Origin of the sequence: Pseudogemmobacter hezensis (assembly GCF_013155295.1) — a bacterium.
GTDB lineage: Bacteria > Pseudomonadota > Alphaproteobacteria > Rhodobacterales > Rhodobacteraceae > Pseudogemmobacter > Pseudogemmobacter hezensis.
Genome location: NZ_JABJXT010000026.1, coordinates 1 through 15067 on the forward strand (window position 1 = coordinate 1; position 15067 = coordinate 15067).

The following is a 15067-nucleotide window of genomic DNA, read 5'->3' on the forward strand; positions in this document are numbered from 1 at the left end:
GGTTCAGATCCGCATCGCACTCATGAACCGCTTCACATCACTCGGAACGCCCGAGACCGTCCGCATGCGCTGAAGATAACCGGGAAAGGGGTATCTGCGCCCCCAAGCCGAATAGCGCAACAAAGCCGTTGAGCCCTCACGCGCATATCCCTCAACCGAGCCGGTTGGGCCGTCGCCGGCATCCCACAGAAAGAAAGAGCCCGACTGAGGCGAGACCTGATAGGTCTGATTGTGCAGCGAGATCAGCCCATTCGGGTTTGGCACGTCGACCAGCGGGATCTGATAGAGCACACGGTTAAAGCCGGTGTCATAGGTCGCGATGATATATCCGTTCGGATTGATCTCAACCGTGGTCAGATTGCCAACCGGAGAGCCGTCTTTGGTGATCTGAACAGGCGCAAATTCGTCTGAAAGCTGCGTCAACCCGTTCGGGTCGCCAACCCGGCCGATTGCAACACTCATCGGGCCACCGGCAACAGTCAGCGGCAATGTGCCGGTGCTGCCGTCATAGGCGGGCCAGGCAGGCGTTGCGGGCACTGCGCTGACCGTCGCAAGGGTGCCACCAGCCGCGCGTGAATCATCGAAGGTCAGAACATATTCGCCAATGATCGCATTGTTGCTGGCTGAATCGCGGATCACCATGGTCCAGGTATTGGATGGCGGGCTTCCAGCAGCCGGCACGGTAGGCTCAAAGGTGAAATCAAGCGATTCAGATGTGCCAAGATTGCCGAAATATTCAATCGCGAAGGGCAAAATGTCGCCAGTGCCGCCAGCATCTGTCGCGGTTGCGGGCAGGTTGACGCCCGCTGTGATCTGCGTTGTCGGGTCACCGGCCGTCTGGTTCGCGTTGATCGTGACCGGGACAAGGCCTGAAACCGTATCGCGCGGAAAGATCGGGATTGTTCCGTCAGATGTTGCCGGCCATCCCATCAGCACCAGCCCGGAATCGGTTTTCAGAATGCCATTCGCATCCGTGCGGAAAGAGCCGGTTGTCGTCATCAGCAGCGGGCTGGCGCCACCGCTGCCACCCAGAGACACCTCTGTCGTGACAGGCAGCATACCGCGGCCCGATACCGCGATATCAAGCGGGTGCGAGGTGCCAACAAGGCCCCCCCGTTCCTCAATCAGGCGCATGGTAGAGGTGCGCACACCGCCCGCAGAATAGACCCCAGAGCCGCGATTGTTGGTAATAACCATACTGGAAAATTCCGTATGGGCCCGCTTATATCCATAAGTTCCTGAATTTGCGATGTTATCAGAGATCGTCGCAAGGCGGGTCGCATTTGCGCTGAGCCCGGCAACACCGGCATTGAGCGCGGAGGAGATTGTCATCAATCACACCTTTCTGCAGAATGATCTGGCAGCATTCTGCGCGCTGAGACTGAATTTTCCGCTAACACCTAAAATTTTCGACATTACCTGTCCCGGCATTATCTGTCCCGGCGCAACAGAATGATCTCGACGCGGTTGTTTCGCCGCGCGGCAGGGTCCGCAACGGCGGGCGAGCGATCTGCAAACCCGCCAATCCGCTTAAAGCGGACCGATCGCATACCCGAATCCTGCAAAAGCAAGCGCATGACACGGGCCCGTTCAGCAGTAAGCCCCCAGGCCGGGTTCTCGCGCAGCGTTACCGGAAAGCTTTGGACATAGGCATTCACGGCAACGTCGTTTGCGGTCAGGTTAAGCACCTCGGCCAGCATTTCGGCCAGCATGATCGTGCCCTGCTGCGGCTCGGCGCTGCGGCCCCTGAAAAGCGTGGCCTCTTCAAGATCAAACAGCTCGATCACCAGCCCCTCATCGGTGACACGGGTCACAACGTGGCGCAGCAGCTGCTCCATCGTGTGGCTTTCGCCGCCGCGGGCAAGAAGCGCGTCCTCGATATTCTGCTCCAGCTCTTCCTGCTGCGCCCTGACCTCATCCTGCCCGACGCTGCCGCCTGTTCCGTCACTGGTGCGCATCTCTTGCGAGAAGAGCGTCTCGCCATTCAGCGCACCGTCGCCGCCGCCCGATACCGGGCTAAGCGGGATCGTCGGACTGAAGTAATCCGACAGGCCTTTTCGTTGCTTTTCCGTTGTCGCATTCAGCAGCCACATCAGCAGAAAGAAGGCCATCATCGCGGTTACGAAATCCGCATAGGCCACTTTCCAGGCACCGCCATGATGGCCGCCCCCGGAAACCTTTTTCTTCCTTTTGATGATGACTGGCGGCGCATTGCTTTGCCCGGCCATTCCCATCACCCTTTCCACTCACCCGGGGGAAGAATTGCACAGGCTGATGAAGATGGGCTTAAAGCATTGTTTTTTAGGGAATTGTCCTGGAAAAGCCACGAATTCCCAGGCGCAGACGGTCTAGACGCGCTTGTTCCACAACGCTGCATCGCCCAGCTTTGCGACAAAGGCGTCATGCGCCTCGGTCTCGGCTGCGGTGATCCGGGGGGCAAGCGGGGCAGGGCGCGGCATCGGGCGCCAGTCCTGATTGAGCTGCACCTGGCCGCCGGCCGTTGCCTTGCTGACCGGGGCCAGCACCAGATCGGGCTGGCGACCGCCGACCAGCTCCAGATAGACTTCGGCCAGGATTTCACTGTCCAGCAAAGCGCCGTGCTTTTCACGCCGCGAATTGTCGACCCCAAAGCGGCGGCACAGCGCATCCAGCGAGGCGGGCGAGCCGGGGAAACGTTGCCGCGCAATCGCAAGCGTATCAATCGCCTGCGCCCAGGGCAGCATGGGCAATCCCATGCGCTTCAGCTCGAAGTTCAGGAATTTCATGTCAAAGGCGGCGTTGTGGATCACCAGCTTCGCATCGCCGACAAATTCCGCGAAATCGCGTCCGATCGCGGCGAAAACCGGCTTGTCGCTGAGAAACTCACTGCTGAGGCCGTGAACCTCAAAGGCCCCCTGAGGCATGTCGCGCTCTGGGTTGATATATTGGTGATAGGTGCGGCCGGTTGGCAGATGGTTGAACAGCTCGACCGCGCCGATTTCGACGATCCGGTCGCCCTGTTCGGGGTCAAATCCGGTGGTTTCGGTATCGAGGACGATCTCACGCATGTTCTGCCCCGGTTTTGGCCCGAAGATGGGCGATCAGCGCCTCTATATAGAGGCGCGTGCTGGCGAGGGACAGGGTTTCAACGATGTGATCAGCGCGGCTGCGCTTCTGCGCATCGGGCATCTGACGCGACAGGATCAGTGCAAGCTGCGCCTCGGTCATGCCGGGCCGGGCCAGGACGCGGGCGCGTTGCAGATCTGCGGGCGCGGTGACCAACAAAACCGCATCGCATTCGGCATCAATGCCTTTTTCATATAGCAGCGGCACATCGAGGATCAGAATGTCGGCCCCGGTTCCGGCCAGAAAAGCGGCGCGATCTGCGGCAACCAGCGGATGAACCAGGCGTTCCAGCTGCGCCAGCCGTGCCGGATCCTGCGCCAGAAGGTGCTTGAGTGTTTCCCGTGAAACACTGCCATCCGATACCGCGCCTGGAAAATGCGGCGCAAGCACTGCCGCCGCCGCGCCGCCTTTGGCATAAAGCCTGTGCACAGAGGCATCTGCATCCCAGACCGGCAGGCCCAATTCTGCAAACATCGCCGCCGTGGTCGATTTTCCCATCCCGACCGATCCGGTCAGCCCCAGCCGAAACGGCCGTGGCGAGCCGCTCGTTCCAGCGGTCGGCCTCATTGGCCCAGCACCGCCCGGCGTGTTTCCTCATCGACAACGGGGCGCTGGCCGAACCAGCGTTCAAACCCCGGCACCGCCTGATGCAAAAGCATCCCCAGGCCATCAACGACCGGACAGCCACGCGCCTCTGCCTCGATCAGCAGGCGGGTTTTCAGCGGCGTATAAACGATATCCGTGACCAGGCATTGCGGGCTGATCCGGTCCAGATCAACGACCAGCTCAGGCTTGCCGACCATGCCCAAAGAGGTGGTGTTCACCAGCGTCGCGCAGCCGTCAATCATCTCAGCGACATGAGTCCAGTCCCAGACCACCACCTTGGCCCCGAAATCAGAGCGCATCGCCTCGGCCCGGGGGCGGGTTCTGTTAACGATACGGATCTCAGGCGCGCCGATTTCGGCCAGGGCGGCAACAACCGCACGCGCGGCACCACCCGCGCCCAGCACCGCCGCCGGCCCCGCCGTCGGATCCCAGAAGGGCGCGTTCTGCCGCAGATTGGCAACAAAGCCCGAGCCATCGGTATTGTCGGCATGGATCTTGCCGTCTTTGCGGAAAATCAATGTATTAGCCGCGCCGATCAGCGCAGCGCGATCCGTGATAATGTCAGCAATATCAAGGATCGCCTCTTTATGGGGAATGGTGATGTTCACCCCCACAAAGCCCTGCTTTGGCAGCATCCGCAGCACGCTTTCCAGATCCTGTGGTGCCACATCCATAGGGATATAGTGCCCCGCAAGGCCGTAACGCTTTAACCAATAGCCATGCAAAGCCGGGCTGCGGCTATGGGCAATCGGATGGCCAATCACCCCGGCCAGAGGAATACGCGGAAGGTCCGTCATGCTGGAATGTCCCCTCTCAGCGTCAACCAGGACAGAAGCGGCAGTAATGGCATACCTAAAATTGTAAAATGATCACCCTGAATCGACGAGAACAGCCGCACGCCTTCGGCCTCAAGCTGATATCCGCCGACGCAATGCTGAACATTCGGCCAGTTACGGGCGATATAACCCTCAATCCAGGCGTCAGAGAAGCTGCGCATCGTCAGCCGCGCCTTACCGATATGACGCCAAAGGGGTGCCCCGTCTCGGCAGACGACCACCGCGGATAAAAGCTCATGGGTTTCATCGCGCAGCATCCCCAGCTGATCGCGCAATTCAGCGGGATCGCGGGGCTTGCCGAAAACCTGACCTTTGAAGGCCAGGATCTGGTCAGAGCCGATCACCAGCGCGCCCGGCTGCTTGCCTGACACCTTCAGCGCCTTTGTCTCAGCCAGCGCATCCGCAAGGTCATGCGGCCTTGCACCCTCTTGCTGCAGCGCTAGGCGAATCTGCTCTTCATCAATGCGGGCAGGCTGCGCCGTAAAGCTCAGGCCAGCCGCCTGCAAAATTGCGATCCGCGTCTGCGATGACGAGGCCAGCACAAGCGGCGGGTATTCCGGGGTGATCTGAGGGCTGCGGTCGCTGGGGGTCACTTTGTGGAAAAACCTGTTTTGTTCTGGTCTGACAATCGTGGGTTATCCCCGTGATTAAGGTTTGTGAAGAACTATCCTCATTTCACCAGGCCGCGACTCGGCGGGTTATCCGCAGGGGCACAGACTTTTCCACCAAACCATCGCTGTGCCTTCCTTCCACGGTTGTACCACTATTTATCCACAGACAGTGAGACAGATAATTTAAGATATCATACTGAATTTTAACATTAAAAACGTTAACGTGAATTTTCATCAGATCCTTTTCCCCAGAATGTCCACATGTGGAAAACCCGCAGTAAAACCCGCCCGAAGCATCGAAATCCAGATACCCTCAGCCCCTATATCAACAACATTCTTTCTATTTCTTTCTTAATATATTTATGAATGGCACAGCCTGGATCAGAGCCAGACAGCCTTGTGGCCACCTTCAGTAAGAAAGGCCCTGACCAGCCCCGACGCCGCAAATTTCCCATGAAAATAAGCGAAGATTGACTTCTCTCGCGGTAAACCCTATGTGCCTTGCAGGCAGGACCGTCCGGTCCATGCTTTTCCCTGTTATTCTGCTGACCCCAGCCGCGCTGATGCGCGATTGCTAAGATGGTATTCTTATGACCGAACGCCTTAACCTCTCTGATCTCAAGGCCAAAACCCCGGCCGATCTTCTGGCCATGGCCGAAGAATGGGAGATCGAGAACGCGCCCTCGATGCGCAAAGGCGAGATGATGTTCCAGATCCTGAAGGAACATGCAGAGGAAGGCTGGGAAATCGGCGGCGACGGTGTGCTGGAAGTGCTGCAGGACGGCTTTGGCTTCCTGCGCTCGCCCGAGGCAAACTATCTGCCCGGCCCCGATGACATCTATGTCTCGCCAGAGATGATCCGTCAGTTCAGCCTGCGCACCGGTGATTCCATCGAAGGCGTGATCAAGGCCCCCTCTGAGAATGAGCGCTATTTCAGCCTGGTGAAATCGACCCGGATCAATTTCGACGATCCCGAGCGGGCGAAACACAAGGTTCACTTCGACAACCTGACGCCGCTTTACCCGGAAGAGCGGCTGAAGATGGAGATCGAGGATCCTACCATCAAAGACCGCTCGGCCCGGATCATCGATCTTGTTGCGCCGATCGGTAAAGGGCAGCGGGCGCTGATCGTGGCGCCGCCGCGCACGGGTAAAACGGTTCTGTTGCAAAACATTGCGCGGTCGGTCGCGGCGAACCACCCGGAATGCTATCTGATCGTTCTGCTGATCGACGAGCGGCCCGAGGAAGTCACCGATATGCAGCGTTCGGTGAAGGGTGAGGTTGTATCCTCGACCTTTGATGAGCCGGCGACGCGCCACGTGGCGGTGGCCGAGATGGTGATCGAAAAAGCCAAGCGCCTGGTCGAGCATAAGCGTGACGTGGTGATCCTGCTTGATTCGATCACCCGCCTTGGCCGCGCCTTTAACACTGTTGTTCCCAGCTCGGGCAAGGTGCTGACGGGTGGTGTTGACGCGAATGCGTTGCAGCGGCCGAAGCGCTTCTTTGGTGCCGCACGGAATATCGAAGAGGGTGGTTCGCTGACCATCATCGCCACCGCGCTGATCGATACTGGCTCGCGGATGGATGAGGTGATCTTTGAGGAATTCAAAGGCACCGGCAACTCTGAGATCGTGCTGGATCGCAAGGTTGCAGATAAGCGTGTGTTCCCGGCGATGGATATTCTCAAGTCCGGCACCCGGAAAGAGGATCTGCTGGTCGACAAATCAGATTTGCAGAAGACCTATGTTCTGCGCCGCATCCTGAACCCGATGGGCACCACCGACGCGATCGAGTTCCTGATCGGCAAGCTGAAGCAAACCAAGTCGAACGCCGATTTCTTCGATTCAATGAACACCTGATACGTCATCTGAGAGGTTGCGATGGCAGAAACGATTTATGCCAGCGCGACAGCTCGTGGTCGGGCGGGTGTCGCGGTCATTCGGGTTTCAGGCCCAGAGGCATTTGCAATTTGTGAACTTCTTACAGGCGCGGCTCCAAAGCCGCGCCTTAGCAGTTTGCGCAATATATCGTGGAAAGGCGAGCATCTGGACCAGGCCCTTGTGTTGGGCTTTGCACAGAATGCCAGCTTTACCGGCGAAGAGGTTACAGAATTTCAGATCCATGGTGGCATTGCTGTGGTCAGCGCGGTGCTCAGGGCGATTGGCGAAACGGGTCTTGCACGTCTGGCAGAGGCTGGCGAGTTCACCCGGCGGGCGCTGGACAATGGCATGCTGGATCTGACCCAGGTTGAGGGACTTGCCGATCTGATCGATGCCGAAACCGAGGCGCAACGAAAGCAGGCGCTTCGTACCTTGTCAGGTGAGATCGGCAAACGGGTTGATCATTGGCGCTCCCGTCTGATCAGGGCCGCGGCTTTGATTGAGGCGACCATTGATTTCGCCGATGAGGACGTTCCGGTTGATGTGGTCCCTGAGGTTAAGCAGATTTTAACCGATTTGGTTGCCGAGTTTTCACGTGAAATCGTATCGGTATCAGCTGCCGAGCGTATCCGTGACGGATTTGAAGTTGCGATAATCGGTGCGCCTAATGCCGGAAAATCAACCTTACTCAATAGGTTAGCGGGGCGTGAGGCAGCGATCACCTCAGAAATTGCTGGCACAACCCGCGATGTGATTGAGGTCCGTATGGATCTTGATGGGCTTGCTGTGACGCTGTTGGACACGGCAGGCCTGCGCGAAAGTGATGACCCCATCGAGCAAGAGGGCATTCGTCGCGCATTGCAACGTGCAGAGGCGGCAGACCTCAGGCTTTTTCTTGGACAGCCCTTAAATGTGATCAAACCATTGCCCGAGGATCTGATTTTGCATGCAAAGTCTGATATTGGCGGCGTGGCGCAAGGTCTTGCAGTATCTGGCCTGACGGGCGACGGCGTGGACGAGCTTCTCCGGCAAGTTTCACGTATCCTCTCGGCGAAGGTGGCAAATGCTGGTATATTGGTGCGCGAGCGACATCGGCAGGCATTGCGACAAGGCGTTGAGGCTGTCCAGCTGGTTCTGAGCCGCCTGGATGCAGGCTTCCTGCCTGAACTTGTGGCTGAAGATTTGCGCGGTGCGGTCAGGGCGCTTGATGTTCTGGTTGGCCGGGTGGATGTCGAAGATTTGCTGGGAGAGATCTTCTCCAGCTTTTGCATCGGGAAGTGAGGATGTTTCACGTGAAACATTTTGATGTCATTGTGGTTGGCGGCGGGCATGCTGGGGCAGAGGCTGCTGCAGCAGCAGCGCGCAGTGGTGTTCAGACCGCATTGGTTACAATGCGCAAAGACACGATTGGCGTAATGTCGTGTAATCCCGCGATTGGTGGCCTGGGTAAGGGCCATCTTGTGCGTGAGGTTGATGCCCTGGATGGTATCATGGCCCGCGCGGGTGACGCGGCGGGCATCCAATATCGCCTTCTTAACCGTCGCAAAGGCCCGGCTGTGCAGGGGCCGCGCACGCAAGCAGACCGCAAGCTTTATCGGCAGGCCGTTCAGTCACTGCTGGCACAGGAAGAAAATCTGACAATTGTCGAAGGCGAAGCTGCAGAGCTGATCATTCAGGATAATCGTGTCATCGGGCTGCGTCTTTCTGATTCCAGTGAACTTAATGCGCCGACGGTCATTTTGACCACGGGAACGTTCCTGAACGGCCTGATCCATGTTGGTGATAAAAGCCATTCGGGAGGCAGGGTAGGCGATAAGGCTTCGCAGACCCTGGCAGATCAAATTCGTGCACTTGGCCTGACAACCGGGCGCCTGAAAACAGGGACACCGCCCAGGCTGGATGGAAAAACCATCAACTGGTCCATATTGGAAATGCAGCCCGCCGATCAGGATCCTGTGCTGCTGTCTTTCATGAATGGCAGGCCAATTGCACAGCAGATTTCCTGCGGGATAACGCATACCTCTGCAAAAACCCATGATATTATTCGGCAAAACCTTAGCCGCTCTGCGATGTATGGCGGTCATATCGATGGGGTAGGACCGCGTTACTGCCCATCAATCGAGGATAAGGTGGTCCGTTTTGCCGATAAAGACAGCCATCAGGTGTTTCTTGAGCCTGAGGGATTGGACGATGACACCGTCTACCCGAATGGTATTTCGACATCGCTGCCAGTTGATGTGCAAGAGGCCTATGTCCGCACTCTGGCGGGCCTGGAAGAGGTTCGTATCTTGCAGCCGGGCTATGCGATTGAATATGACTATCTTGATCCCAGGGGCTTGCGGGCTTCGCTGGAAAGCAAGGCGGTCGTCGGCCTTTATCTCGCGGGTCAGATAAACGGAACGACTGGCTATGAAGAGGCGGCAGCTCAGGGCATGGTCGCTGGTCTGAACGCCGCTCGGGCCGCACGTGGTCTTGAGGCGGTCGAGTTTTCGCGCAGTGACAGCTATATCGGCGTGATGATTGACGATTTGATCACCCGAGGCGTGACCGAACCTTACCGTATGTTTACGTCGCGTGCCGAATATCGTCTTTCTTTGCGTGCGGATAACGCCGATCAGCGTCTGACGCCAAAAGGAATAGAGATTGGCTGCGTGCGCGAGCAGCGCGCCAGGGCCTTTGATGTCAAAATGGGCGATCTGTGCGCGGTTTCCACGCTGTTGAAAGAGACCCGCTTCACACCAAAGGAATTGGCTGAGGTGGGTATCTCTGTCAGCAAAGATGGCAGTCGTCGCTCTGGTTGGGATTTGATGGCAATGCCAGAGTATGCCCCCACTGTTTTGGACGGGTTGATCGGCGGCCTTGCGTCGCACGACCCGGGGGCCCGCAGGCAGGCAGAAATCGAGGCGCTTTACTCGCAGTACACTGACCGTCAGGAGGCTGCGGCAGAGGAATTGCGTCGCCACGAGGCGATGAAGATCCCGCTGAGCTTTGATTATACGGCGCTTTCGGGCTTGTCCTCAGAGTTGACGGGAAAATTGCAGCGCCGGCTGCCGGAAACCATTCAGCAGGCACGCCAGATTGAGGGCATGACCCCTGCTGCGATCATGTTGTTGATCGCAGCATTGCGGAAGTCGGCCTCTGACAGGAAGGCTGGCTGAGATTTGGATCAGGATCTTTGGAATCGCCTTGGCACCAGTCAGCAGGGGATCGCACAGCTTCGGCTGTTTGAGGATCTTACGCGCAAATGGACCCAGAAGATCAATCTGATTTCGCGGGCCACTATCGATCAGATCTGGGCCCGGCATATTGAGGATTCGGCCAGAATTCTTTTGCTGGCCCCCGAATCCCCCCGAATCTGGGCTGATTTCGGCTCTGGCGGCGGCTTTCCGGGGATCGTTGTAGCAGCCCTTCTGGCCGATCGCGGGGCGGAAACGCAGGTGATTCTTGTTGAATCCGACCAGCGAAAGGCAACATTCCTGCGTGAGGCAGCGCGACATCTTGCTCTGAACGTCCTGGTCAAAGCCGAGCGTGCTGAACAGATTTCCCCGATAGGGGCAGATGTAGTGTCAGCAAGGGCGTTGGCACCCCTGGATATGCTATGCGGCTTCGCTGAACGGCATGGAGCGCCGGATCATATCTGCCTTTTCCCCAAGGGAGAGACCTGGCAGGAAGAAGTTGCCAATGCCCGGAAAAATTGGACCTTCGATCTGGAGGCCGCGCTTGATCCGGGGCATAAGGGATCAGCCACTCTGAAATTGAGGTCACTCTGCCGTGCCAGTCGCGATTCCCATGTCTGACGCCAACCCATTTCCGGCACATGTGATCGCTGTCGCCAACCAAAAGGGTGGCGTCGGTAAAACTACAACTGCGATTAACCTTTCAGCCGCGCTGGCCGAGCGCGGGCTTCGCATTTTGCTTGTTGATCTCGACCCTCAGGGCAATGCCTCTACCGGGCTGGGGATTGCGACGAATGACCGAAAGCTGACGACCTACGACCTGATCCTTTCTGATGGCGCCCCGGCTGCGATATTGCAGCAGACATCGGTTAAAAATCTGTGGATTAGCCCGGCAAATTCGGACCTCGCATCGGCCGATATCGACCTGGTTTCCAATGAAAAGCGCAGTTTTCTGCTGCATGACGCGTTGAAACACCCCGAAATTGAGGCGATGGGCTTCGATGTTGTGCTGATCGACTGCCCGCCGTCGCTGTCTTTGCTGACGGTGAATGCCTTGGTGGCGGCAAATGCGGTCCTGGTGCCGCTGCAAGCCGAATTTTACGCGCTTGAAGGCCTGTCGCAGCTGCTGCTGACGGTGCGTGATGTGCGGCGTTCGGCCAATCCTGATCTGCGGATCGAGGGCGTGGTTCTGACCATGTATGACGGGCGCAACAACCTGGCGCAGCAGGTTGAAACGGATGCGCGTGAGAACCTTGGCGATATGGTGTTTCGCACCATTATCCCGCGGAATGTGCGGCTGTCAGAGGCCCCGTCTTTCGCAAAGCCGGTGACGGAATATGACCCGATCTCGAAAGGGGCTGAGGCCTATCGCTCACTCGCAGAGGAAATTGCCGCAAAACTGCGGTCCTGAGAACAAAAAGAAGGGGCAGAGCATGGAACGCAAAGGGCTTGGGCGTGGTCTTTCGGCATTGATGTCGGATGTGAATTTGCGGCCTGAAAGCGAGGGCCCGCGCCGTGCGGATACCCGTTTGCCCGTGGAAAAGCTGCGGCCGAATCCGGATCAGCCGCGCAAAGACTTTGATCAGGCTGCGCTTGAGGCTCTGGCGGAATCGCTGCGCCAGAAGGGCGTGATCCAGCCGCTGGTCGTGCGGTCCAAGGGCGATTTCTATGAGATTGTCGCGGGTGAGCGGCGCTGGCGTGCGGCGCAGATCGCGCAATTGCATGAGGTTCCGGTCGTTATCCGTGAACTCGACGACACCGAAGTGCTGGAAATCGCCATCATCGAGAATATTCAGCGCGAGGATCTGAATGCGATCGAAGAGGCGCTTGGCCTGCGCCAGCTGATCGAGCGCTTTGGCCATACCCAAGAAAAGGTGGCCGAGGCGCTTTCAAAAAGCCGCAGCCATGTTGCCAACCTGCTGAGGCTGTTGAACCTGCCTGACGATGTGCAGCGCATGGTGCGTGAGAATGCGATTTCTGCAGGCCATGCGCGGGCGCTGATCAATGCGCCAGATCCGATTCGGCTGGCGCAGACCGTTGCGGCGCGTGGATTGTCGGTGCGTGAGACTGAAAAGCTGGCTCGTGAGGCCGCAGAGCCGACCAAATCGGCCTCTGCCGGGCAGAAATCTGGCTCTGCCAGCAGCAAAGATGCCGATACGCGTGCCCTTGAAGGCGATCTTTCGGCGCAGCTTGGTATGACTGTTCGCATCCAGCACAAGGGGGAGGGCGGGGATCTGGTGATTTCCTACCGTGATCTTGAAGAGCTGGACCTGCTTTGCCAGCTGCTTTCGTCCGGCCCCTCGGGCCTTGCGCGGGACTGAGTCAGGCCTCTGAGATCTCCAGGATCAGGCGATTAAGCAGCAGGCGCCCGCTTTGAGTCGCCCTAAGCCAACCCTGATCCTGGATAATAAAGCCATCCTGCTCAAGCATGGCCAGTTTAGCAGCATCGGGGGCACGCCCCAGCATTGCCGAATAGCGTGCAAGGGACATCCCTTCGGTCAGACGCAGCGACATCATCAGATATTCGGCGGCCTGATCCTCGGGTGCAATAGCCTCACGCGGGGCCTCGCCTGTCCCATTTTTGCGCACAGCCTCGCGCCACAGGTCTGGCGAGCGGTGCGCGACTGTTGCCAGTCGATGGCCGTTCAATGTAAGCCTGCCATGCGCACCCGGCCCAATGCCGAGATAGTCGCCCATTCGCCAATAGACCTGGTTATGACGTGATTCAGCGCCCGGCTTGGCGTAGTTAGATACCTCATAGCCCAAAAGCCCTGCCTCGGCGCAAAGCTCGGTCGTCAGATCATACATATCAGCCGCGAGATCCTCATCCGGCAGGCCGTGCAGCTTTCCGGCGTCGTAAAGGCGGGCAAAAGCGGTGCCTTCTTCTATTGTTAGCTGATAGAGCGATATGTGGTCGGGCCCGCGGGACAAAACATGGCGCAACTCTTCGCCCCAGGATGCCAGATCCTGGTCCTGGCGGGCGTAGATCAGGTCGCAGGATGTGCGGTCAAACAGGCTGCGGGCCAGATCCAGCGCGGCAAGGCCATCTGCGGCGCTGTGCTGACGCCCCAGGCGACGTAAGTCCTGGTCGTTCAAAGCCTGCAAGCCAAGCGAAACCCGGTTAACCCCGGCATGGCGATAGGCGGCAAATCGAGCGGCTTCGACCGATGTGGGATTTGCCTCAAGCGTGATCTCGGGGTCATTGGTCAGACGCCAATGCTTTGAAACGCGGTCAAGTATGGCATCAACAGTCGCGGGATCCATCAGGGATGGGGTTCCCCCGCCGAAGAACACCGAACGCAGGATGCGGCCGCCGGTTTCGGTCGCGGCGCGGTCAAGTTCCTGCAGATAGGCCTCTCGCCAGGCGTCCTGGTCGATCTTTGCCGTCACATGGCTGTTGAAGTCGCAATAGGGGCACTTTGCCTTGCAATAGGGCCAATGAATGTAGAGGGCGAAACCGCCCTCTTGCCAGTCTTCGCCCATGTGATGTTTCACGTGAAACATTTCTCCAGCAAGGCCTTCACTGCACGGGCGCGATGGCTGATCGCGTTCTTCGCAGCGGGCTCCATTTCGGCAAAGGTTTGCGGCAGGCCCTCTGGCTCAAACATCGGGTCGTAGCCGTGGCCTTCCGCGCCGCGACGAGGCCAGATCAGCTGCCCCGGACAGACGCCCTCGGCATGTTCATCATGACCGTCGGGCCAGGCAAGGACCAGAGTGCTGCGAAATTGAGCCAGACGGGGCAGGGGCGCGTTCTTCTCTTCCAGGAGCGCCCAGGTCTTTTCCATCGCCATGCCAAAGTCACGGCCCGTCGGGGTCTCGGCCCAATCGGCGGTATAGACGCCCGGCGCACCATTCAACGCATCAATCGTAAGGCCGGAATCATCGGCCAGCGCGGGAAGGCCGGTCGCCTTCGCGGCGTAATGCGCTTTGATGCGGCCATTGCCGAGGAAGCTGTCCTCGGTCTCGGCAGGCTCAGTCAGGCCAAAATCAGCCGCTGAAACGCAGGTGATGCCAAGGGGAGCCAGCAGCGCGGAAAATTCTGCCAGCTTGCCTTTGTTGTGGCTGGCAATAACCAGCTTGTCTTCGGTGAATTTGCGGGTCATGCCGAGATCGCCTCTTTCTGCGCGGCGACCAAAGCAGCGGTGCCCTGCAGGCCCAGCTGCAGCAGTACGCTCAGATCCTCGGTCGAGAATGGCGCGCCTTCGGCAGAGGCCTGAACCTCGACCAGTTTGCCGCGCCCGGTGATCACGAAATTGCCATCGGTGCCCGCAGCGGAATCCTCATCATAATCAAGATCCAGGACGTTCTGCCCCGCATATATACCACATGAGACAGCCGCCACATGATCCAGGAGGGGGTCGCTGGTCACGATCCCTTTCTGCATCAGGCGATTCATTGCCAGTCGCAGCGCCACCCAGCCGCCGGTGATCGCCGCGCAGCGGGTGCCACCATCGGCCTGGATCACATCGCAATCGACGGTGATCTGGCGCTCACCCAAGGCCTGGCGGTCCACTACGGCACGCAGGCTGCGGCCAATAAGACGTTGAATCTCTTGCGTTCTTCCAGATTGCTTGCCCGAAGCAGCCTCACGCCGCGAACGGGTATGGGTTGAACGCGGCAGCATGCCATATTCCGCGGTAACCCAGCCCATGCCGGAATTGCGCAGGAAGGGCGGCGGCTTATCCTCGATCGAGGCCGTGCACAGAACATGGGTATTGCCCATGCGGATCAGGCAGGAGCCTTCGGCATGCAGCGAAACCCCGGTTTCGATGGAAACCGCGCGGAGTTGATCGAGAGCTCGTCCCGAGGGGCGCATTTTGTGATCCTTTCGGTGATTTGGGTCAGATATGCGC

14 protein-coding genes and 1 pseudogene are annotated in these 15067 nt (G+C 58.5%); 6 read left to right on the forward strand and 9 right to left on the reverse strand.

Annotated features, from left to right (window positions below):
• Nucleotides 1-126: 126 nt before the first annotated feature.
• The 6 genes and pseudogenes from HOY34_RS19390 to HOY34_RS19415 all read right to left on the reverse strand — a co-directional run.
• A pseudogene (locus HOY34_RS19390) lies at nt 127-1332 on the reverse strand (flagellar hook protein FlgE); the annotation flags it as partial.
• A gap of 98 nt (nt 1333-1430) precedes the next feature.
• A complete protein-coding gene (locus HOY34_RS19395; protein WP_172365932.1) occupies nt 1431-2228 on the reverse strand; it encodes a flagellar motor protein MotB in 798 nt (265 codons plus the stop codon).
• A 120-nt stretch (nt 2229-2348) separates the two neighbouring features.
• Complete coding sequence (gene dnaQ, locus HOY34_RS19400; protein WP_172365934.1) at nt 2349-3047, reverse strand: DNA polymerase III subunit epsilon; 699 nt, start codon at nt 3045-3047, stop codon at nt 2349-2351.
• Nucleotides 3040-3672, reverse strand: a complete 633-nt coding sequence (gene coaE, locus HOY34_RS19405) for a dephospho-CoA kinase (protein ID WP_172365936.1) — start codon at nt 3670-3672, stop codon at nt 3040-3042. Before coaE ends, dnaQ begins: the two co-directional genes overlap by 8 nt.
• Nucleotides 3669-4508, reverse strand: a complete 840-nt coding sequence (locus HOY34_RS19410) for a shikimate dehydrogenase (RefSeq protein ID WP_172365938.1) — start codon at nt 4506-4508, stop codon at nt 3669-3671. The genes coaE and HOY34_RS19410 overlap by 4 nt, the downstream gene beginning before the upstream one ends.
• A complete protein-coding gene (locus tag HOY34_RS19415) occupies nt 4505-5140 on the reverse strand; it encodes a Maf family protein (protein ID WP_366926985.1) in 636 nt (211 codons plus the stop codon). Before HOY34_RS19415 ends, HOY34_RS19410 begins: the two co-directional genes overlap by 4 nt.
• A 608-nt stretch (nt 5141-5748) precedes the next feature.
• On the opposite strand from HOY34_RS19415, the gene rho reads away from it, so the two are divergent.
• Genes rho through HOY34_RS19445 form a run of 6 tightly spaced genes read left to right on the forward strand, consistent with a single transcriptional unit; the run spans nt 5749 to nt 12535 of the window.
• A complete protein-coding gene (rho, locus tag HOY34_RS19420; protein WP_172365940.1) occupies nt 5749-7017 on the forward strand; it encodes a transcription termination factor Rho in 1269 nt (422 codons plus the stop codon).
• A gap of 21 nt (nt 7018-7038) precedes the next feature.
• Nucleotides 7039-8319 (forward strand): tRNA uridine-5-carboxymethylaminomethyl(34) synthesis GTPase MnmE, encoded by a 1281-nt coding sequence (gene mnmE, locus HOY34_RS19425; protein WP_172365942.1) that lies wholly within the window; start codon nt 7039-7041, stop codon nt 8317-8319.
• Nucleotides 8320-8330: 11 nt separating this feature from the next.
• Complete coding sequence (mnmG, locus tag HOY34_RS19430) at nt 8331-10196, forward strand: tRNA uridine-5-carboxymethylaminomethyl(34) synthesis enzyme MnmG (RefSeq protein ID WP_172365944.1); 1866 nt, start codon at nt 8331-8333, stop codon at nt 10194-10196.
• 3 nt (nt 10197-10199) lie between these two features.
• Complete coding sequence (locus tag HOY34_RS19435; protein WP_172365946.1) at nt 10200-10835, forward strand: 16S rRNA (guanine(527)-N(7))-methyltransferase RsmG; 636 nt, start codon at nt 10200-10202, stop codon at nt 10833-10835.
• Nucleotides 10828-11625, forward strand: coding sequence for a ParA family protein (locus tag HOY34_RS19440; protein WP_172365948.1), 798 nt, complete (start codon nt 10828-10830; stop codon nt 11623-11625). The genes HOY34_RS19435 and HOY34_RS19440 overlap by 8 nt, the downstream gene beginning before the upstream one ends.
• Before the next feature lie 22 nt (nt 11626-11647).
• Entirely contained in the window at nt 11648-12535 is an 888-nt protein-coding gene (locus tag HOY34_RS19445) for a ParB/RepB/Spo0J family partition protein (protein WP_172365950.1), read from the forward strand.
• A gap of 1 nt (nt 12536) precedes the next feature.
• On the opposite strand, the gene hemW is transcribed toward HOY34_RS19445, so the two are convergent.
• The 3 genes from hemW to rph are packed head-to-tail and all read right to left on the reverse strand — an operon-like array spanning nt 12537 to nt 15030.
• Nucleotides 12537-13718 carry a radical SAM family heme chaperone HemW gene (gene hemW / locus HOY34_RS19450; RefSeq protein WP_253944562.1) on the reverse strand — a complete coding sequence of 394 codons (1182 nt, stop codon included), beginning with the start codon at nt 13716-13718 and terminating at the stop codon, nt 12537-12539.
• On the reverse strand, nt 13706-14317 hold the full coding sequence (locus tag HOY34_RS19455) for a non-canonical purine NTP pyrophosphatase (RefSeq protein WP_172365952.1): 612 nt from the start codon (nt 14315-14317) through the stop codon (nt 13706-13708). Before HOY34_RS19455 ends, hemW begins: the two co-directional genes overlap by 13 nt.
• On the reverse strand, nt 14314-15030 hold the full coding sequence (gene rph / locus HOY34_RS19460; RefSeq protein WP_172365954.1) for a ribonuclease PH: 717 nt from the start codon (nt 15028-15030) through the stop codon (nt 14314-14316). The genes HOY34_RS19455 and rph overlap by 4 nt, the downstream gene beginning before the upstream one ends.
• Nucleotides 15031-15067 lie beyond the last annotated feature (37 nt).